The organism is Modestobacter sp. I12A-02662 (assembly GCF_041028325.1).
Lineage (GTDB): Bacteria > Actinomycetota > Actinomycetes > Mycobacteriales > Geodermatophilaceae > Modestobacter.
In genome coordinates this window covers 1-17794 of sequence record NZ_JABGDE010000012.1, presented here as the reverse complement: position 1 = coordinate 17794, position 17794 = coordinate 1, and the positions used below count along the sequence as shown (strand labels likewise).

Annotated in this window: 19 protein-coding genes and 2 pseudogenes; 6 read left to right on the top strand and 15 right to left on the bottom strand. The window is 76.2% G+C overall.

Annotated features, from left to right (window positions below; translation table 11 throughout):
• Positions 1 to 10 precede the first annotated feature (10 nt).
• The gene (locus HL189_RS17485) at positions 11 to 121 is read right to left on the bottom strand and encodes an SDR family oxidoreductase (protein ID WP_369135166.1); all 111 of its coding nucleotides are present in this window, start codon (positions 119 to 121) and stop codon (positions 11 to 13) included.
• A 97-nt stretch (positions 122 to 218) separates the two neighbouring features.
• A pseudogene (locus HL189_RS17480) lies at positions 219 to 761 on the bottom strand (SDR family NAD(P)-dependent oxidoreductase); the annotation flags it as partial.
• A 134-nt stretch (positions 762 to 895) separates the two neighbouring features.
• Here HL189_RS17480 and HL189_RS17475 point away from each other — a divergent pair.
• From HL189_RS17475 to HL189_RS17465, 3 genes are all read left to right on the top strand, one after another.
• Positions 896 to 1915: an iron-siderophore ABC transporter substrate-binding protein gene (locus HL189_RS17475; RefSeq protein ID WP_369134990.1), complete on the top strand. Its 1020-nt coding sequence runs from the start codon at positions 896 to 898 to the stop codon at positions 1913 to 1915.
• Positions 1916 to 1937: 22 nt separating this feature from the next.
• Positions 1938 to 2939 carry an iron-siderophore ABC transporter substrate-binding protein gene (locus HL189_RS17470; RefSeq protein WP_369134989.1) on the top strand — a complete coding sequence of 334 codons (1002 nt, stop codon included), beginning with the start codon at positions 1938 to 1940 and terminating at the stop codon, positions 2937 to 2939.
• A gap of 78 nt (positions 2940 to 3017) precedes the next feature.
• Positions 3018 to 3497: a pyridoxamine 5'-phosphate oxidase family protein gene (locus tag HL189_RS17465; RefSeq protein ID WP_369134988.1), complete on the top strand. Its 480-nt coding sequence runs from the start codon at positions 3018 to 3020 to the stop codon at positions 3495 to 3497.
• A 4-nt stretch (positions 3498 to 3501) separates the two neighbouring features.
• Here HL189_RS17465 and HL189_RS17460 read toward each other — a convergent pair whose 3' ends face one another.
• Positions 3502 to 5355 (bottom strand): putative bifunctional diguanylate cyclase/phosphodiesterase, encoded by a 1854-nt coding sequence (locus HL189_RS17460; protein ID WP_369134987.1) that lies wholly within the window; start codon positions 5353 to 5355, stop codon positions 3502 to 3504.
• Between the two features lie 89 nt (positions 5356 to 5444).
• The gene (locus tag HL189_RS17455) at positions 5445 to 5990 is read right to left on the bottom strand and encodes a hypothetical protein (protein ID WP_369134986.1); all 546 of its coding nucleotides are present in this window, start codon (positions 5988 to 5990) and stop codon (positions 5445 to 5447) included.
• A gap of 96 nt (positions 5991 to 6086) precedes the next feature.
• On the opposite strand from HL189_RS17455, the gene HL189_RS17450 reads away from it, so the two are divergent.
• On the top strand, positions 6087 to 6581 hold the full coding sequence (locus tag HL189_RS17450) for an SRPBCC family protein (protein WP_369134985.1): 495 nt from the start codon (positions 6087 to 6089) through the stop codon (positions 6579 to 6581).
• Between the two features lie 8 nt (positions 6582 to 6589).
• Here the strand turns inward: HL189_RS17450 and HL189_RS17445 are convergent, their stop codons facing one another.
• The 4 genes from HL189_RS17445 to HL189_RS17430 form a co-directional block, all read right to left on the bottom strand.
• The gene (locus HL189_RS17445) at positions 6590 to 7789 is read right to left on the bottom strand and encodes a cysteine desulfurase-like protein (RefSeq protein ID WP_369134984.1); all 1200 of its coding nucleotides are present in this window, start codon (positions 7787 to 7789) and stop codon (positions 6590 to 6592) included.
• Positions 7786 to 9252: a bifunctional 3-(3-hydroxy-phenyl)propionate/3-hydroxycinnamic acid hydroxylase gene (locus HL189_RS17440; RefSeq protein ID WP_369134983.1), complete on the bottom strand. Its 1467-nt coding sequence runs from the start codon at positions 9250 to 9252 to the stop codon at positions 7786 to 7788. Before HL189_RS17440 ends, HL189_RS17445 begins: the two co-directional genes overlap by 4 nt.
• A 36-nt stretch (positions 9253 to 9288) precedes the next feature.
• Positions 9289 to 9648 carry a hypothetical protein gene (locus HL189_RS17435; RefSeq protein ID WP_369134982.1) on the bottom strand — a complete coding sequence of 120 codons (360 nt, stop codon included), beginning with the start codon at positions 9646 to 9648 and terminating at the stop codon, positions 9289 to 9291.
• A 77-nt stretch (positions 9649 to 9725) separates the two neighbouring features.
• Positions 9726 to 10307 (bottom strand): molybdenum cofactor biosysynthesis protein, encoded by a 582-nt coding sequence (locus HL189_RS17430; protein ID WP_369134981.1) that lies wholly within the window; start codon positions 10305 to 10307, stop codon positions 9726 to 9728.
• A 69-nt stretch (positions 10308 to 10376) separates the two neighbouring features.
• On the opposite strand from HL189_RS17430, the gene HL189_RS17425 reads away from it, so the two are divergent.
• A complete protein-coding gene (locus tag HL189_RS17425) occupies positions 10377 to 11777 on the top strand; it encodes a M20 family metallopeptidase (RefSeq protein ID WP_369134980.1) in 1401 nt (466 codons plus the stop codon).
• A 16-nt stretch (positions 11778 to 11793) separates the two neighbouring features.
• Here HL189_RS17425 and HL189_RS17420 read toward each other — a convergent pair whose 3' ends face one another.
• Genes HL189_RS17420 through HL189_RS17395 form a run of 6 tightly spaced genes read right to left on the bottom strand, consistent with a single transcriptional unit; the run spans position 11794 to position 16276 of the window.
• A complete protein-coding gene (locus HL189_RS17420; RefSeq protein WP_369134979.1) occupies positions 11794 to 12492 on the bottom strand; it encodes an ATP-dependent Clp protease proteolytic subunit in 699 nt (232 codons plus the stop codon).
• On the bottom strand, positions 12489 to 12767 hold the full coding sequence (locus tag HL189_RS17415; RefSeq protein WP_369134978.1) for a helix-turn-helix domain-containing protein: 279 nt from the start codon (positions 12765 to 12767) through the stop codon (positions 12489 to 12491). The genes HL189_RS17420 and HL189_RS17415 overlap by 4 nt, the downstream gene beginning before the upstream one ends.
• 56 nt (positions 12768 to 12823) lie before the next feature.
• Positions 12824 to 13945, bottom strand: a complete 1122-nt coding sequence (locus HL189_RS17410; protein WP_369134977.1) for an XdhC family protein — start codon at positions 13943 to 13945, stop codon at positions 12824 to 12826.
• On the bottom strand, positions 13938 to 15065 hold the full coding sequence (locus HL189_RS17405; RefSeq protein ID WP_369134976.1) for a VWA domain-containing protein: 1128 nt from the start codon (positions 15063 to 15065) through the stop codon (positions 13938 to 13940). Before HL189_RS17405 ends, HL189_RS17410 begins: the two co-directional genes overlap by 8 nt.
• A complete protein-coding gene (locus HL189_RS17400; protein WP_369134975.1) occupies positions 15055 to 15963 on the bottom strand; it encodes an AAA family ATPase in 909 nt (302 codons plus the stop codon). The genes HL189_RS17405 and HL189_RS17400 overlap by 11 nt, the downstream gene beginning before the upstream one ends.
• 46 nt (positions 15964 to 16009) lie before the next feature.
• On the bottom strand, positions 16010 to 16276 hold the full coding sequence (locus HL189_RS17395; RefSeq protein WP_369134974.1) for a hypothetical protein: 267 nt from the start codon (positions 16274 to 16276) through the stop codon (positions 16010 to 16012).
• Positions 16277 to 16319: 43 nt separating this feature from the next.
• Here HL189_RS17395 and HL189_RS17390 point away from each other — a divergent pair, with 43 nt between their 5' ends.
• Complete coding sequence (locus tag HL189_RS17390; protein WP_369134973.1) at positions 16320 to 17312, top strand: aldo/keto reductase; 993 nt, start codon at positions 16320 to 16322, stop codon at positions 17310 to 17312.
• Between the two features lie 41 nt (positions 17313 to 17353).
• On the opposite strand, the pseudogene HL189_RS17385 reads toward HL189_RS17390, so the two are convergent.
• Positions 17354 to 17794: pseudogene (locus HL189_RS17385) on the bottom strand (HNH endonuclease); the annotation flags it as partial.

The window sequence follows — 17794 nt, the reverse complement described above, 5'->3', positions numbered from 1 at the left end:
CGGGGCCGCCTCACAGCCCACCGGCGATGCGGAGCACCGCCCCGGTCACGTAGCCGGCCTCGGGCCCGAGCAGCCAGGCGATCGCCGGGGCGACGTCCTCCGGCTCCCCGGCGCGGCCCATCGGCACCCGGGCCCAGCCGGTCCGGCCGGCCGGGGTCCCCGGCGGCGGCGTGGATGCCGGTGCGCACCGTCCCGGGGGCCACCGCGTTCACCCGGATGCCCTGGTCGGCGACCTCCTTGGCCAGGCCCACCGTCAGGGCGTCCACCCCGGCCTTGGCCGCCGCGTAGTGGACGTACTCGTGCGGCGAGCCCAGCGTGGCCGCCGCGGAGGACACGTTGACGATCGCCCCGCCGGCGCCGCCGCGCGCGGTGGACATCGCCTGCACCGCCGCCCGGGCGCACAGCAGCGCCCCCAGCAGGTTGACCTCCACGACCTGGCGCACCAGGGCGACCGGGGTGTCCGCCAGGTCGCCGATGTGCGCGGTCAGCCCGGCGTTGTTGACCAGGCCGGTCACCGGGCCGAGGTCGGCCGCCGCGGCGAACAGGCGCTCGACGGCGGCCTCGTCGGCCACGTCCCCCACCACGGCCACCGCCCGGACCCCGGCGGCGCGGACGCCGTCGACGACCCGGGCGGCGGAGGCCTCGTCGTCCCGGCAGCCGACGACGACGTCGTGCCCGGCGCGGGCCAGGTGGAGGGCCGTGGCGGCGCCGATGCCGCGGCCGGCGCCGGTGACGACCGTGACGGGGCGGGGAGAGGTCATCGCCCCATCCTGCGAGCCGGTCCTGCGAGCCCGTCCTGCGGGGCCCGGCACCGCCCCGGTGACCGAACCGTGATCACGCAGTGGTCGGGTGACGTGGTTAGGTGAGCCTTCCCTGACCCGACCGAAGAGGTCCGATGTCCCCCCGCCCCGTCCTGCGCGGCGCCGCACTGCTGGGCCCTGCCCTCGTCGCCATCGTCCTCGTGACCAGCTGCGGCTCCGGGTCCGACGCCCCGGCCGACGCCGCTGCCCCCAGCGAGGCCGGCGGCGCCTTCCCGGTCACCATCGAGCACGCGTTCGGCGAGACGACGATCGAGGAGCCGCCGCAGGACGTCGTCACCTGGGGCTTCGGCAGCACCGACGCCGCGCTGGCCCTCGGTGTCGTCCCCGTCGCGATCCCGTTCCAGGAGTACGGCGGCGACGAGGACGGCGTCCTGCCGTGGATCGCCGAGGAGCTGGACGCGCTCGGCGCGGAGACCCCGACCGTGCTGCCCGCCGGCGAGGAGGTGCCGTTCGAGGCCATCGCCGCCGGGCAGCCGGACGTGATCCTGGCCAACTACTCCGGCATCACGCAGGAGGACCACGACAAGCTCACGGCCATCGCGCCGACGGTCGCCTACCCCGGCGAGGCGTGGACCACCCCCTGGCGGGACGTCGTGACCACGGTCGGCCAGGCGCTGGGCAAGGCGGAGGAGGCCGCGGACCTGGTCGCCGAGACCGACCGGGCGATCGCCGACACCGCCGCCGGGCACCCCGAGCTGCAGGGGAAGACCGTGGCCGCGGTCTGGGACACCGCCGGCACCTTCTACGTCTACGAGGCGGCCGACTCCCGCGTCGAGTTCCTCACCGACCTGGGCCTGACCGTCGCGCCCAGCGTGGGCGAGCTGTCCACCGGCGAGTCGACCTTCTACTACACGCTGAGCTACGAGCGGGTCCCCGAGCTGACCAGCGACATCCTGCTCAGCTACGCCTCCACGCAGGAGGAGGCCGACGCCTTCGCCGCCCAGCCGTACGCGCAGACCATGGAGCAGGTCACCGGCGGGCACCACGCCACACTGGTCGGGGACGAGCTCATCGCAGCTGTCTCCCCGCCGACCGTCTTGTCCCTGACCTGGGGCCTGGACGCCTACCTGGACGCGCTGTCCGCGGCCGTCTGACCCAGACAAGAGGAGCACCCCCATGTCGTCCCGACTCGCCCTCCGCGGCACCGCCCTGCTGGCGGCCGCCCTGGTCGTCACCAGCTGCGGCTCCGGCTCCGGGGACGACGCAGCTGCCGGCGGCGGCGCGGCGTCCGGCGCGGGCACGTCCGGGGCGTTCCCGGTCACCGTCGGCACCGCCTTCGGCGACGTCACCGTCGAGGAGGAGCCCGCCCGGGTCGTCGCCCTCGGCTGGTCGGACGCCGAGACCGCCCTGGCGCTCGGCGTCCAGCCGGTCGGTGCCAGCGACTGGCTCGGCTTCGGCGGGGAAGGCGTCGGCCCGTGGGCCGAGGGCCGCTACGACGAGGCGCCGGAGATCGTCGAGACGCTCGAGCCCAGCTACGAGCAGATCGCCGCGCTGCAGCCCGACCTGATCCTCGACACCCGCTCCGCCGGCACCCAGGAGCGGTACGACGCGCTCAGCGCGATCGCGCCGACGATCGGCCAGCCCGAGGGCGCGGGCCCGTACCAGACCACCTGGCAGCAGCAGCTGGACCTGGTCGGGTCGGCGCTGGGCAGGGCGGAGGAGGCCCGGTCGCTGGAGGAGGAGGTCGGGCGGCAGTTCGCCGACGCCGCCGCGGCCCACCCGGAGTTCGCCGGCAAGGCGGTGGCCGTCGCCGCGTACACCTCCGCCGGCTGGGGCGCCTACGTGCGCGGTGACAGCCGGGTCGACTTCCTGGAGCAGCTCGGCTTCACCAACGCCCCGGCGGTCCAGGAGCAGGCGGCGGAGAACTTCTACGTCCCGATCAGCGAGGAGCAGCTGCCGCTGCTGGACGCCGACCTGACCGTCGCCTTCCCGATCTTCGTCGACGCCGGCCTGATCACCGCCGACCCGCTGTGGCAGGCGGTCCCGTCGGTGCAGGCCGGGCACGCCGTGGTGATGGACGACCCGACGCTGGTCAACGCCTTCTCCAGCGGCTCGGTCCTGGGCACCCGCTACGCGCTGGAGAACGCCGTCCCGCTGTTCGCCGGCGCGCTCGGCTGACACCCGTACCCGGGTGTCGCTCCGGCCCGCCCTGGGCAGGCGGTGAGGACGACCACGGAGACGACGGAGAGGACGACGATGACCAGCGACGACAGCCGCAAGGTCGCCGAACTGCTGCGCGGTCAGCGGATCGGCATGCTCACCACCATCGCGCCGCAGGGCACGCTGACCAGCCGGCCGATGGCCCTGCAGGAGGTGGAGTTCGACGGCGACCTGTGGTTCTTCGCCGAGCGCGCCTCCCGGAAGGTGGTGCACCTCGACGCCCACCCCGAGGTCAACGTCACGGTCGGCTCCGGCGCGACCTGGGTGTCGCTGACCGGCCGCGCCGCCGTGGTCGACGACGTGGCGAAGAAGCGCGAGCTGTGGAACAGCGCCACGGAGGCGTGGCTCCCCCAGGGCCCGGACGACGCCGGCGTCGTGCTGCTGCGGGTGGAGGCCACCTCGGCCGAGTACTGGGACACCCCCGGCGGGCGGCTCGCCACCGTCCTCAGCTTCGCCAAGGCCAAGGTGACCGGGCAGCGGTTCTCCGGCGGGGAGAACGAGACCGTCCGGCTCTAGCCGGTCAGCCGACCGTCGCCGGCCGCGCCGCGAGCTGGGGCCTCGCGGCGGCGGCCGGGACCAGGACCTGGTCCGCCGGCTGCGGGCGGGCGAAGAGGTACCCCTGGGCGTGGCCGCAGTTCAGCGCGGCCAGGGCCTGGCGCTGCTCCTCGGTCTCGACGCCCTCGGCGACGACCTCGAGGCCCAGCGTGCCGGCCAGCTGGATGACCGAGGCGATCAGCGTCGCCGACGACGCGCCCAGCGGCAGGTCGCCCACGAAGCTCCGGTCGATCTTCAGCACGTCGGCGGGGAGCCGGTTCAGGTAGGACAGGCCGGCGAACCCGGTGCCGAAGTCGTCGATCGCGACGGCGATGCCCAGGGCCCGGAGCTGCTCGAGCTGGGCGACCACGAGGTCGACGTCCTGCACGAGCATGCCCTCGGTCACCTCGAGCGTGAGCTGCCCGGCGGGGAAGCCGGTCGCCTGCAGCGCGGCCTCGACCTGCGCGGGGACGTCGCCGTCCATGAGCTGCCGGGGCGAGAGGTTGACCGCCATCCGCAGCGGGGTGTCCCACGCCGCGGACCAGACCGCGCCCTGGGCGAGGGCCTCCCGGAGCACCCAGGCGCCGATCTCGGTGATCACGCCGCTCTGCTCGGCCAGCGGGATGAACTCCGCGGGCGGGACCAGCCCCCGCTCCGGGTGGTGCCAGCGCACCAGCGCCTCGTAGCCCGTGGTGGCGCCGTCGCTGAGCCGGATGGTCGGCTGGTAGTAGACCTCGAGCTGGTCGGCGGCCGTGGCCGCGGCCAGGTCCTGCATCAGTCCGGCGCGCCGCGCGGCGGCCTCGGCCATGCCGTCGGCGTAGGCGACCACCCGGTTCCCGCCCTGGGACTTGGCCAGGTACATCGCCAGGTCGGCGTTGCGCAGGAGGGACTCGACCGAGGGGGCGTCCTCGTCGGTGGCGGTGGCCAGGCCGGCGCTGGCGTGCACGGTCGCGGTCCCCTCCTCCAGCTGGACCGGCAGGCCCAGGGCCTGCAGCACCCGCTCGGCCACCGTGCGGGCCGTCGCCGGCCCGTCGGGGACCAGCAGGGCGAACTCGTCGCCGCCGATCCGGGCCACGAGGTCCTGCGGGCGCACGCTGCGGGTCAGCCGGGTGGCGACCTCGAGCAGCACGACGTCCCCGCTGGCGTGGCCCCGGCTGTCGTTGACCTCCTTGAAGCCGTCCAGGTCGATGAACACGATGCTGGCCGGTTCGTCGGTGCGCAGGAGGCGGCAGGCGGCCTCCTCGAGCCGAGCCCGGTTGGCCAGCCCGGTCAGCGGGTCGCTGAGCCCCTGGGCCTCGCTGAGCCGCCAGGCCGCCAGGTGCGCCAGGCTCGCCGCGAGCACGAACGCCCCGTGGATCCCGGCCCACAGCCACGGGTCGTGCGCGGCACCGTGGCCGAACACGGCGTACGGGTAGAGCGTGCCGAGGATCCCGTGGTGCGCGATGACCACCAGCAGGGCGATCCCGAAGGGCACCCAGTCCTGGTACAGGGAGATCACGCCGACCATCACGAAGAACACGAAGTGGGCCTCGGTGACACCCGTCCACAGGTGGACGAGCGCCACGGAGGCCGCCATCAAGCCGGTCGTGGCCGCCGCCGCGCGGAGCACGCGCCCCAGGGTCGGGATCCGCGCCACCAGCAACGGCGCCGCGACCACCGAGAACACCACGGCCGCGGTCAGCTGGCTCTCACCCCAGGCCCAGCACAGCACGAGGAGCGCCCCGGCCGACGCCAGGCCCAGCCGGACGATGACCTGGTGCCGGCGCTGCCAGACGGCTTCCGGGAGCCGCCGTCCCCGGGGGAGGGCGGCGGCCAGTCGGCTCCGGGCACACGCGATCACCCCGGGGGCATCGGCGGCGTGGCCGCCGGGCTGCAGCCGCCACGCGGCGGGTCCCCCCTCGGGAGGGAGGACCCGCCCCGTGGCGCCGCTCAGCTGCTCTTCTCGGCCAGCCCGCGGGCCACCTCGCTCGGCCGCTGCTGCTCACCCGCGTAGGAGCTCACGACCACCAGCGCGCCGGTGAGCGCGGGCACGACCCACTGCAGCTGGTCCAGCCGCAGCTGCGCGGCGGCGACCTCCGCCCGCGCCCGCTTGGACGGCTTCGTCCCCCGCCGGGACGGGGTGGCGCCCTCCTGGGAGACGATCTTCCCGAGCGCCCGGCTGTAGGCGGTCACCCCGAGGGCGGCCGCGGTCAGCGCCGTCTTGGCCACCGACATGCCGGCGGCGCCCTGCTGCTGGGCGACCCGCGTCCGGTTGCCGATGAGCTGTCCGACGCTGCCGACCAGGTGCGCGCCGATCGCGGCGGCGTTGACCGGCGTCCACCGGTCCCAGCCGGCGTTGGCGACCGCGCCGGTCGCCGAGGCCGAGCCGGCCTCGGCCGAGGCCGGGTTGAGGGCGACCGCGTTGGCCAGCGTGCCCCCGAACCAGGCTGCGAGCCCGACGTCGTGCAGCGAGCGGGACAGGGTGTTCCTTGCCATGGAGTTCTCCTTGCTCCTGGGGGTCTGCGGCCAGGGACCCGGTACCCCGCCGTTCCCCATCCACGCGCGTCCCCCGGGCGAGGGCAGAATGCGGCGGTGAGCACCCTCAGCCACAGCGACTCGATCGTCGTCCCCGCCTCCCCCGAGGAGGTCTACGACCTGGTCTCCGACGTGACCCGCACCGGCGAGTGGAGCCCGGTCTGCCGGGGCTGCTGGTGGGACGAGGGCGCGTCGGGCCAGGTCGGGGACTGGTTCACCGGGCGCAACGAGCTGCCCGACCGGACGTGGGAGACCCGCAGCCGGGTGGTGGCCGCGGAGCGGGGCCGGGAGTTCGCCTGGCTGGTCGGCGGCCGCAACGCGCGCTGGGGCTACACGCTCGAGCCGGTGGACGGCGGGACCCGGCTCACCGAGTCCTGGGAGTTCCTGCCCGCCGGTCAGGCCTCCTTCCGCGAGAGGTACGGCGACGACGCGCCGCGGCAGGTCGAGGACCGCGTCCGCGCCGCCCACGCCGGGATCCCGGCGACGCTGGCGGCCATCAAGCGGATCCTCGAGGCGCAGGCGAGGGATGCTCAGGAGACGAACGCCGAGTAGACGAACGCTCAGGAGACGAACGCGGTGAGCCCGGCGACCAGCCGGTCGACGTCCGACTCGTCGCTGTAGGGGGCGAGCCCGGCCCGCAGGCCACCGGCGTCGCCGAGGCCGAGGTGCCGGGAGGCCTCGAGGGCGTAGAAGTTGCCCGCGGGTGCGTTGACGCCGCGCTCGGCGAGGAACCGGTACGCGTCGGCGGCGTCCCGGCCGTCGAAGGTGAACAGCAGGGTCGGGGTGCGCCGGGCCGCGCGGGACCACAGCGTCAGGCCGGGCAGCTCACGGACGCCGTCCTCGATCCGCTCGCGCAGCCGGTCCTCGTGCTCCACCACCTGCGCCAGCGCCGCCACCAGGCGGCTGCGCCGGTCGCCCTCGGGACCGGCGATGCCGGCGAGGAAGTCCACCGCCGCGGTCGTGCCGGCGAGCAGCTCGTACGGCAGCGTGCCCAGCTCGAACCGCTCCGGGACGGCGTCGGTCGAGGGCGCCAGCTTGTCCGGGTGCAGGGTCTCGAGCAGGTCCGGCGACGCGACCAGGCAGCCGCAGTGCGGGCCGAGGAACTTGTACGGCGAGCAGGTGAGGAAGTCCGCCCCCAGCGCGGCGACGTCCACCGGCGCGTGCGCGGTCAGGTGCACGGCGTCGACCCAGGTCAGCGCTCCGGCGGCGTGCGCGAGCGCGGTGATCGCGGGCAGGTCGGGGCGGGTGCCGATCAGGTTGGAGGCGCCCGTGACGGCGACCAGCCGGGTGCGCGGGGACAGCAGCGCCCCGACGGTGGCGGGGTCCAGCTCGCCGGTCGCCGGGCCGAAGTCCGCCCAGCGCACGGTCGCGCCGCGCGCCGCGGCGGCCTGCACCCACGGGCGCACGTTGGCGTCGTGGTCCAGCCGGGTCACCACGACCTCGTCCCCCGGCCCCCAGCCGGCGGCGAGCACCCGGGAGAACTCGTAGGTCAGGGCCGTGGCACTGCGGCCGAAGACCACGCCGCCGGGTACCCCGCCGGTCAGGTCGGCGACCGCCTGCCGGGCGGCGAGGACGACGTCGTCCGCCGCCCGCTCGGCCGCGGTGACGCGCCCGCGGTTGGCGATGGGGCTGGTCAGGGTGGCGGCCACCGCCTGAGCGACCACGTCGGGGGTCTGCGAGCCGCCCGGACCGTCGAAGTGGGCCACCCCCGCCCGCAGGGCGGGGAAGGAGGCGCGGACCGCGGCGACGTCGAAGCTCATCTCGTCCTCTCGAAGGGGTTGCCGACAGCATGCCCCGCGACCGCCCGGGGCCCGACGGCGGCCACGATCCGGTCCGGCCGCACCAGCACCGACCGGCCGCGCAGCCACCGGGCCAGCTCCGGTGACTCCAGCCCGCCCGGCCCGGTCCGCAGCACCCGGCCCGGCCAGTCCGCCGGCACCCGCCCGCCGGCGGTGAGCACCGCCCAGCCGGGCCCGAGGACGTCGTCCAGCCGGGTGGCCGCGCCGTCCACCCGGACCGTCGGCTGGGGCACCAGCACGCCCACCGGCGAGCCCGGCGCGACCCGGGCGCGACGGACCAGCGGCCCCGGGCGCAGCGGCGGGGAGCTGCTCCCGGCGGCGAACCCGGCCAGCGCCGGGGTGCGGCGGACCCCGGCGAGGACGGCGCGGCGGGCGACCGCGCCCGGCGCCCCGCCTCCGGTCATCAGCCGGCCCAGCAGCACCGCGAGGCGCACCAGCGCCCGGGCGTGCGGCGCCCGCTCCGCCTGGTGGGTGTCCAGCAGCGCGTCGTCCGCGCCGGCCAGGACCGCGGCCAGCTTCCAGGCGAGCTGGTGGGCGTCCCGCAGTCCCAGGGCCAGGCCCTGCCCGATGAACGGCGGGGTCAGGTGGGCGGCGTCGCCGCACAGCAGCACCCGGCGGTCGCGCCACCGGTCGGCGACCCGCGCGGCGAAGGTGTACTCGGCGGCGCGGACGACGGTGCACTCCTCGGCGCCGAAGCGGGCCAGCAGCGCGGGGAGGTCCAGGTGGGCCGGGTCCTCGTCGTCGGCCAGCCGGAACTCGGCCCGGTAGCGGTCCCCGGCGACCGGCATGAAGGTGGCCGGGCGGGCGGGGTCGCAGACCTGGTTAACACCGGGCCACACCGGCAGCGGCCCGGCGGAGGCGAGGTCGACCACCAGCCACCGCTCCGCGGGTCCGAGGTCGTGCATCCAGCCGCCGATCAGCCGGCGGACGGTGCTGTGCGCCCCGTCGCAGCCGAGGACCACGTCCGCTGTCGTGCCCGCCCCCGCGCCGGTGCGCCGGTCGCGCAGGGTGAGACGGACCGGTCCGCCGCCCTGTGCGAGCGCGACGAGCTCGGTCCCCCGGCGCACCTCGACCGCCGGCTCGGCGTCCACCGCTTCCTGCAGCACCGCCTCCAGGTCGGGCTGGCTGAACATCGACGCCTGCGGCCAGCCGTGCACGCCCTCCCCGCGGGGGAACTCGGCGAGCGTGCGACCGGCGTCGTCCAGCAGGCGCAGCCCGGCCATCGGCCGGCTCACCCGGACGAAGGCGTCGGCGACACCCGCGGCCTGCAGGACCCGCAGCGCCTCGTCGTCGAGGTGGACCGCCCGCGGCTGCGGGTACGGCGCGGCGTGCCGGTCCACCACGAGGACGTCCAGCCCCCGGCGGGCCAGCAGCAGCGCCGCCGTCAGGCCCACCGGCCCGGCGCCCACCACGACCACCGTCACGCCGCGAGTCTGCCGCGTCCGCGACCCGCCCTCTCGTCACCCCCCGTGGAGTTCGTCGAGCACGCCGGCGGCCAGGGCGAGCGCGCCCCACGCGGCGGCGGAGGCGGCGACCGGCCCCCGGGTGCGCCGGCCGCGCAACCCGGTCCCGAACACCGCCACGTCCCCCCAGTCCGCCACGACCCGCGCCGCGGTGGCCAGCCGCCGGGCGCGGCCGGCCGGGGCGCTCACCATGCCCAGGCCGAGGAGCCCGTCGCGGACGCCGAACGCACGGACCACCGTGCGCGTGTCCGGGGTGTCCTCCAGGCCGCACGGCCGGATCAGCAGGCCCGGCGCGGCGACCTGCGCCACGGAGAAGGCGAGTGTGGCCGCGCCGACCACCGCGGTAAGGGACGGCACGGTGCACCTCCGGTCCGACGGTCCGGCGGTCCGCCGGCGGGTCCACCGAACCAGCACCGGGGCTGCGCCGCCAGGCCTCACGGCCGGCGCCGCGGAGCCGGGCGGACGGCGTCCCCCGCCCGCGCCGGGTCCAGGGGGACGGCGGAGCGCAGCACCGCGGGCCCCAGTCGCAGGACGCCGTCCGACCGCGGCGCGCAGCGCACCCCGCCCCGGCCGCGCAGCCCGCGGTGCGCGCCCGGGGCGAGCACCGTGTCCATCCAGGCGCACGGGTTGGCCGGGCGCCCACCGGCCAGCAGCACCTCACCGGTTCCGCAGTCCAGGCCGAACAGCTGCCCGCGCAGCGCCTCGACCTCGGCGCCGCGCAGCACGACGGTGCGGCGGAGGGCGAGCGGGTCCAGCGGACCGCTGCCCAGCTCGGCCGCGAGCTGCTCGACCCCCTCCACGGCGAGGACGGTGACCGAGGCGTCCCGGTGCGCGGCCCGCCCGGCGTAGCGGTCGCCGACGACGCCGTGGCCCGCCCGGACCTCGATCCGGTCCCGCCGCTCGACCGGGAGGGCGGCGACCGCGCCGTCCGGCCGGCCGTCGTAGCGGTGCCGCGGCGAGGCGAGCAGCCCCACGACCTCGACGGCGTACCGGTACGGCAGCTCCGCGTCGCTCACCGGTCGATCATCGCGACCCGGGCGTCGTCGTCGGTGGCCGGTGGTTCGGGGCCCTGACAACGTGGGCCCGTGGACCGCCAGCACGCCATCGCCCGCGCTGCCGAGCACTTCGACTCCGGGACCTTCCTGGCCGACCTGGAACGCCGGGTCGCGCACCCCACCGAGAGCGCGTTCCCGGCGCGGGAGCCGGCGCTGCGCGAGTACCTGACGGCCGAGATGGTCCCCGCGGTCGAGCGGCTGGGCTTCACCGCGCGGATCGTGGAGAACCCCGTCTCGGCGCGGCACCCCTTCCTCGTCGCCCGCCGGGTCGAGGACCCCGCCCTGCCGACGGTGCTCACCTACGGCCACGGGGACGTGCAGCCGGCCCACCCCGAGCAGTGGCGGGCGGGGCTCGACCCCTGGCGGGTCGTCGTCGAGGGCGACCGCTGGTACGGCCGCGGCGTGGCGGACAACAAGGGCCAGCACAGCATCAACATCGCCGCCCTGGCGCAGGTGCTCGCCGAGCGCGGGGGGCGGCTGGGCTACAACGTCACGCTCCTGCTGGACATGGGCGAGGAGTTCGGGTCCCCCGGGCTGTCGGAGCTGTGCGACCAGCTGCGCGACGAGCTGGCCGCCGACCTGCTCATCGGCTCCGACGGCCCGCGGGTGGCCGCGGACCGCCCGACGGTCTTCCTCGGCTCCCGCGGCTCGATGAACGTCACCTTCCGCGCCCGGGCCCGGGCGGAGTCCCACCACTCGGGCAACTGGGGCGGGGTGCTGGCCAACCCGGCGACCGTGCTGATCAACGCCGTGGCGAGCCTGGTGGACGGCCGGGGGCGGCTGCTCCTCGACGCGCTGCGGCCGCCCGCCGTCCCCGAGCCCGTGCGCCGGGCGCTGGCCGGGATCACCGTCGACCAGGGCCCGGACAGCCCCGTCCTCGACGAGAGCTGGGGCGAGCCGGGCCTCACCCCCAGCGAGCGGCTCTTCGGCTGGAACACCCTGGAGGTGCTGGCCATGACCTCCGGGGACCCGGACGGCCCGGTCAACGCCATCCCCGCCGACGCGCGGGTGCACTGCCAGCTGCGCTTCGTGGTGGGCACCGGGTGGGAGTCCATCGAGGAGCAGCTGCGGGAGCACTTCGACCGGTCCGGTTTCGGCATGGTGGAGATCGACGTCGAGCACGTCATGGCCGCGACCCGGCTGGACCCGGAGAACCCGTGGGTCGGCTGGACGCTCGGCTCCCTGGAGCGCAGCACCGGCCGCACCCCCGCGCTGCTGCCCAACCTCGGCGGCTCGCTGCCCAACGAGGCCTTCGCGGACGTGCTCGGCCTGCCCACCGTCTGGGTGCCGCACTCCTACCCCGGCTGCTCCCAGCACGCCCCCGACGAGCACCTGCCCGCACCGCTGGTCCGGGAGTCGCTGCAGCTGATGGCCGGCCTCTGGTGGGACCTCGGCGAGCTCGGCAGTGACTGGCCGCCGCGCGCCCGCTGAGCCGGGGTGAGGCGTCTCAGCCCGTGCCGCGCCGCGCCTCGGCGGCGTCCACCAGCCCGTACTCCCGCGCCTCGGCAGCGGTGAGGGCCAGGCCGGCGCGCATGTCCGCGGCGACCTCCTCGACCGGCCGCCCGCAGGCCTCGGCCAGGCGTTCCTGCAGCCGGCGCACCTGGCGGGTGTGCTCGGCGGCCCGCCCCTCGACGTCGAGCCCGTGCACGCCGCGCCCCGGGGAGGGCTCGCGCAGCTCCAGGACGGCGTGCGGCCCGGCCACCCGACGGTCGGCCACCGCGAGCAGCGCGACCGCCGCGCCGGTCAGGCGCCCCAGGCAGGTCGCGTGCACCGGAACGCCCATCAGGTCGAGTGCGTCCACGAGGGTGAGCACGGTGTCGACGTCGGCGCGCACGCCGCTCAGCCGCAGCTGCACCGGCTCGTCGCCGGAGGCGTCCAGCAGGGCGAGCTCGGCGACCGTCCGGTTGGCCACCTCGGCGTCGACCTCACCGGCGAGAGCGATGACCCGCTGGCCGAGGAGCCGCTCGGCCAGCCAGTCCGACGGCGGCACGAGCAGCGAGGCCGACGCCGACACCGGGCCGGGCGCCGGCGCCGTCCAGCCCGGGTGCCACGGCGTGCGCGGCGGGAAGGGCGCGGGTGGTTCGGGCTCCGGTGGCCGCCAGGGCGGCTCGGGACGCGGTGGCCAGCTGTCCTGCACGGCGTTCATGACGGTTCCTCCGGCGCTGCGACCTGCCAGGAGACGGCACGCCCCAGCGCGGCCGCGTACCGCTCCACCGTGGACAGCCGCACGTCGAGCTCGCCGCTCTCGAGCCGGGCGACCGCGGACTGGGACGTGCCCATCCGCGCGGCGACCTCGGTCTGGCTGAGCCCGCTCTCCACCCGGGCACCGACGAGCTGGGCGACGAGCGCGCGCCGCCCGTCCTCGACCTGCTCGGCGGAGGCCTGCAGGCCGGGGAAGCGGGTGCGGCGCGACGGCGGCATACCAGGAACGATATACCTCTTCCGCTATGCCGGCAGCCCCTTGCTGGACGGCCCGTTCAGCGGTCGGCCGTGCGGTGGATGGGCCCGCCGAGGCCGGTCAGCCGCTCCCCCGAGCCGCCCCAGCGCCCGGCGATGATCTCCGCGGCGATCGAGACGGCCGTCTCCTCGGGGGTGCGGGCGCCGAGGTCCAGCCCGATCGGTGAGGAGAGCCGCCCCAACTCGTGGTCCTGCAGGCCCGCCTCCCGAAGCCGGGCCAGCCGCTCCTCGTGCGTGCGCCGCGAGCCCATCGCCCCGACGTAGGCCACCGGCAGCCGCAGCGCCACCTCCAGCAGGGGCACGTCGAACTTGGGGTCGTGGGTGAGCACGCAGAGCACGGTGCGCTCGTCGATCCGCCCGGCGTCGACCTCGGCCTGCAGGTAGCGGTGCGGCCACTCGACCACGACCTCGTCCGCGTCGGGGAAGCGCCGGGCGGTGGCGAACACCGGGCGGGCGTCGCAGACGGTCACCCGGTACCCGAGGAAGCCGCCCACCCGGGCCACCGCGGCGGCGAAGTCGATCGCGCCGAAGACGACCATCCGGGCCGGCGGGGCGAAGGAGGAGACGAACACGGTCAGGTCGTCGCCGCGCCGCTCCCCGTCGTGGCCGAAGTGGAGCAGCCCGGTGCGGCCTGCGACGAGCATGCCCCGCGCGTCGTCGCCGACGGCGTCGTCCAGCCGCTGCAGGCCGAACGTGCCCGACAACCGGTCCGGCCAGATCACCATCCGCCGGCCGAGCCGGTCGTCCGGGCCCTGCACGCAGGTGACGACGGCGACCGGCTCGTGCGCGGCCACCGACTCGGCCACCTCGCCCAGCTCGGGGAAGGACTCCCGGGAGACCGCCTCCACGAAGACGTCGAGGATCCCGCCGCAGGTCAGCCCCACGGCGAACGCGTCGTCGTCGCTGACGCCGTAGCGCTGCAGCGTGGGGACGCCGGTGTCCACGGCGTCCCGGGCCTCCTCGTAGACCGCCCCCTCGACGCAGCCGCCGGAGACGCTGCCCACCGCGGTGCCGTCCGGCCCGACCAGCATCGATGCGCCCGGCGGTCGCGGCGCGGAACGCCACGTCCCGACGACGGTGCCCATCCCCACCGTCTCCCCGGCCTGCCACCACCCGACCAGGTCGTCCAGCACGTCACGCACGGGTGATCACTCCTGCCAGCTCCTCGAACGCGGCCAGGCTGTGCCCGGCGACGAAGTGGTCGACGGACGGCAGCGCGGCCACCATCCCGGCCGTCAGAGGTTCGTACCCCACCCGGCCCTTGTGCGGGTTCACCCAGACGACGGCGTGCGCGAGCCGGTGCAGCCGGGTCATCTGCTCGCCGAGCAGCTCCGCGCCGCCGCGCTCCCAGCCGTCGCTGCACAGCACCACCACCGCGCCCCGGGCGGTGCCGCGCTGTCCCCAGCGGTCCAGGAACGCCTTGAGCGCCTCGCCGATCCGGGTGCCGCCGGACCAGTCGGGGATCGCCGAGCCGCTCGCCGCCAGCGCCCGGTCGGGGTCGCGCAGCCGCAGCTCGCGGGTGACCCGGGTCAGCCGGGTGCCGAGGGTGAACACCTCGGTGCTGGCCGGGCGGGCGCGGACGGCGGCGTGCGCGAAGCGCAGCAGGGCGTCGGCGTAGGGGCTCATCGAGCCGGAGACGTCGATCAGCAGCACCACCCGGCGGGGGCGTGGGCGGGCCCGGTGGTGCAGCAGCCGGGTGACCTCGCCGCCGTCCCGCAGTGCCCGGCGCACCGTCCGCGCCTGGTGGACCGGACCGGCGGGTGACGGGGTGCGCCGCCGCGAGGTGCGCATCGGGGCGGCGGGGGCCAGCAGGGCGAACAGCCGGCGCAGGTGCTCCCGCTCGGCCGGGGTGAGGTCGGCGACGTCCCGGTGCCGCAGCACCTCCTCGCCGCTGGCCCGGGTGGCGAGGTCGGCCGGCTCGTCGCCGTCCCGGCTGCCCTCGCCGGTCCGCAGCGGCGCCACCTGGGCGAGCCGCGGTGGCCCGGTGGCGCCGCCCCGGCGCGGTCGGGGGGCCTCGCCGCCGAAGTACGCGGCGAACGCCGCGTCGTAGCGGTCGAGGTCGTCGGGTCCGCCGCAGAGCGTCAGCCGGCCGGCCCAGTAGACGGCGGTGGGGTCCAGCACGTCGAGGTGCGCGACGGCGCCGAGCATCGCCTCGACCCGGTCGGGCGAGGCGGTCACCCCGGCGGCGCGCAGCGTGCGGGCGAACCCGAGGACGGTCCCGACGACGTCCCGGGTCCGGGGCAGGACGTGGTCAGGCCCCACCGAACAGCGCCCCCGCGGTCAGGGCCTTCACCCGCTCGCCGTCCTCCCGGTACTTCAGCACCGTCCCGAGGGTGCGGGCGGCGGTGTCGGGGTCGAGCTCCCGGGCGCCCAGCGCGTGCAGCGCCGTGGCCCAGTCCATCGCCTCGGCCACGCCCGGCGGCTTGAGCAGGTCCAGCCCGCGCAACCGGGCGGTGGCCCCAGCGACCTGCCGGGCGAGGGACTCGGTGACCTCGGGCAGCCGGCGGCGCAGGATCGCCACCTCGCGCTCGAAGTCCGGGTGCTCCAGCCAGTGGTAGAGGCAGCGCCGCTTCAGGGCGTCGTGCACCTCCCGGGTCCGGTTGGAGGTGAGGACGACGAGCGGCGGGGTCTCCGCCCGGATCGTGCCCAGCTCCGGGATCGAGATGGTGAAGTCGCTGAGCACCTCGAGCAGGAACGCCTCGAACTCGTCGTCGGCGCGGTCCACCTCGTCGACCAGCAGGACCGACGGGGAGTCCTCCAGCGCCTGCAGCAGCGGCCGGGCCAGCAGGAACCGCCGGTCGTAGAGCCCCGCCTCCAGCGCTGCGACATCGTCTGGCGACTGGGCGTCCCCGGTGGCGTGCGCGGCCTCCGCGGCGCGCAGGTGCAGCAGCTGCCGGCCGAAGTCCCAGTCGTAGAGCGCGTGACTGGCCTCCAGGCCCTCGTAGCACTGCAACCGGTACAGCGGCCGCCCGGTGACCTCGGCCAGCGCCCGGGCCAGCGCCGTCTTGCCGACACCGGCCTCGCCCTCCAGGAACAGCGGCCGGTGCATGACCAGCGCGAGGTACGCCGCCGTCGCCAGCCCCTCGTCGGGGAGGTAGCCGGTGGACTCCAGGGCGTCGGCGAGCGCGGCCGGGTCGGCGGGGAGCGGGGGCTGGCTCACGTCGGCAGCATCCCATCCGGGCCGGTAGGACGGCGTGTTGCGCCGCTCAGTCCTCGGCCATCGCCGACAGGTAGTCCTCGTAGCTGGCGATGACGTCCTCGAGCTCGACCAGGTCGGGGAAGTCCGCGACGTCCTGGTGGCGGCGCAGGAAGAGCACCGTCCGGCGGACGACGTCCTCCTCGTCGTCCGTGCCGAGCCGGTCCAGCACCTCGGGGGTCAGCCGGAACCAGGTCGTCACGTCGTCGGCCTCGGTGTGCTGCACGACGACGAACTCGTGCTCGCCCTGGGCCTGGATCTCCATGTCGTCCGCCATGCCGACCGTTTCTACTCCGCGCCCTCCGGTGCAGGATCGGGGCGTGGAGATCCGCGCGCTGGGCACCCAGGGACTGACCGTCTCGGCCGAGGGGCTGGGCTGCATGGGGATGAGCTCCTACTACGGCGCCTTCGACGACGCCGAGAACCTGGCGACCCTGCACCGGGCGCTCGACCTGGGCGTCACGTTCCTCGACACCGCCGACGTCTACGGCCCGTGGGCGAACGAGCGGCTGCTCGGGCGGGCGCTGGCCGGCCGCCGGGACGAGGTGGTGCTGGCGACCAAGTTCGGCAACGAGCTCGACGACGCGGGCCGGCGCACCGGCCGGGTCAACGGCACCCCGGAGTACGTCCGGAGGTCCGTCGACGGGTCGCTGCAGCGACTGGGCACCGACGTGATCGACCTCTACTACGTGCACCGGGTCGACCCGGAGACGCCGCTGGAGGAGACGTTCGGGGCGCTGGGCGAGCTCGTCGCCGAGGGCAAGGTCCGCTACCTCGGGATCAGCGAGGCCTGGCCGGAGAGCATCCGCCGCGCACACGCCACCGCCCCGCTGAGCGCGGTGCAGACCGAGTGGTCGCTGTTCACCCGGGACGTCGAGGACAACGGCGTGCTGGCGACCGTCCGGGAGCTGGGCATCGGCTTCGTGCCGTACTCGCCGCTGGGCCGCGGGTTCCTGTCCGGGAAGATCCGCAGCGTCGACGACTTCGCCGAGGACGACTTCCGGCGCACCTCCCCGCGCTTCCAGGGTGAGAACTTCCGGAAGAACCTGGCGGTGCTCGACCGGGTGGTCGCGCTCGCCGAGGCCAGAGGCGTGACGCCCGCGCAGCTGGCCCTGGCGTGGGTGCTCGCCCAGGGGGACGACGTCGTGCCCATCCCCGGCACCCGGCGGATCGCCAACCTCGAGGAGAACGTCTCCGCGCTCGACGTCGAGCTGACGCCCGCGGACCTCGCCGCCATCGAGGAGGTCGCGCCGGTCGGCGTCACGGCCGGCGAGCGGTACTCGCCGTCCGGGATGCGCTGGCTGCAGACCTGACGGCAGGCGCGCAGCAACCCCGTCGTCCCGCGCAGCCCTGCTCAGAACGGCGGCCGGTCGTCGGGGGGCTCCGCCGGTCCGGGTCCGTCCGGTGGTGGCCCGGTCACGGGTGCTCGGAACCTCAAGCCCGGTGGTCGGGTGGTGCGGGTGACGCCGGAGGGGGTGGTGACGTGCAGGGTGCCGTCGGGGTCCATCCGGAAGCGCCAGCCGGGGGCGAAGTCGAAGGACCCCCGTGCCCCCCATCGCTCGCGAGCTCGCGGCGGGACCCTGCACGGGGGCCGGTGGGCGGTGACGTGGTCGAGGTCGGCCCAGCCGACCCGCTGCCCGCAGTTGGAGAAGCGGCAGCGCCGGTCCCGGGTGGTCACGAACGCCCGCTGCCGGTCGGTGGGGGTGTAGGCGTCGGTCGGCGGGGGTGGGCCGGCCACGCGGCAGCCGCACTCGCTGTCGGGGTGTGCCCGGCAGCCGCGGCGGGCCAGCCGGGT

Bases quoted from the DNA above. Each gene is read 5' to 3' on its own strand.
- HL189_RS17485 (WP_369135166.1), bottom strand. From the start codon at position 121: ATGGGCCGCGCCGGGGAGCCGGAGGACGTCGCCCCGGCGATCGCCTGG.
- HL189_RS17470 (WP_369134989.1), top strand. From the start codon at position 1,938: ATGTCGTCCCGACTCGCCCTCCGCGGCACCGCCCTGCTGGCGGCCGCC.
- HL189_RS17415 (WP_369134978.1), bottom strand. From the start codon at position 12,767: ATGCCGCCGTCGCGCCGCACCCGCTTCCCCGGCCTGCAGGCCTCCGCC.
- HL189_RS17465 (WP_369134988.1), top strand. From the start codon at position 3,018: ATGACCAGCGACGACAGCCGCAAGGTCGCCGAACTGCTGCGCGGTCAG.
- HL189_RS17475 (WP_369134990.1), top strand. From the start codon at position 896: ATGTCCCCCCGCCCCGTCCTGCGCGGCGCCGCACTGCTGGGCCCTGCC.
- HL189_RS17420 (WP_369134979.1), bottom strand. From the start codon at position 12,492: ATGAACGCCGTGCAGGACAGCTGGCCACCGCGTCCCGAGCCGCCCTGG.
- HL189_RS17445 (WP_369134984.1), bottom strand. From the start codon at position 7,789: ATGAGCTTCGACGTCGCCGCGGTCCGCGCCTCCTTCCCCGCCCTGCGG.
- HL189_RS17395 (WP_369134974.1), bottom strand. From the start codon at position 16,276: ATGGCGGACGACATGGAGATCCAGGCCCAGGGCGAGCACGAGTTCGTC.
- HL189_RS17455 (WP_369134986.1), bottom strand. From the start codon at position 5,990: ATGGCAAGGAACACCCTGTCCCGCTCGCTGCACGACGTCGGGCTCGCA.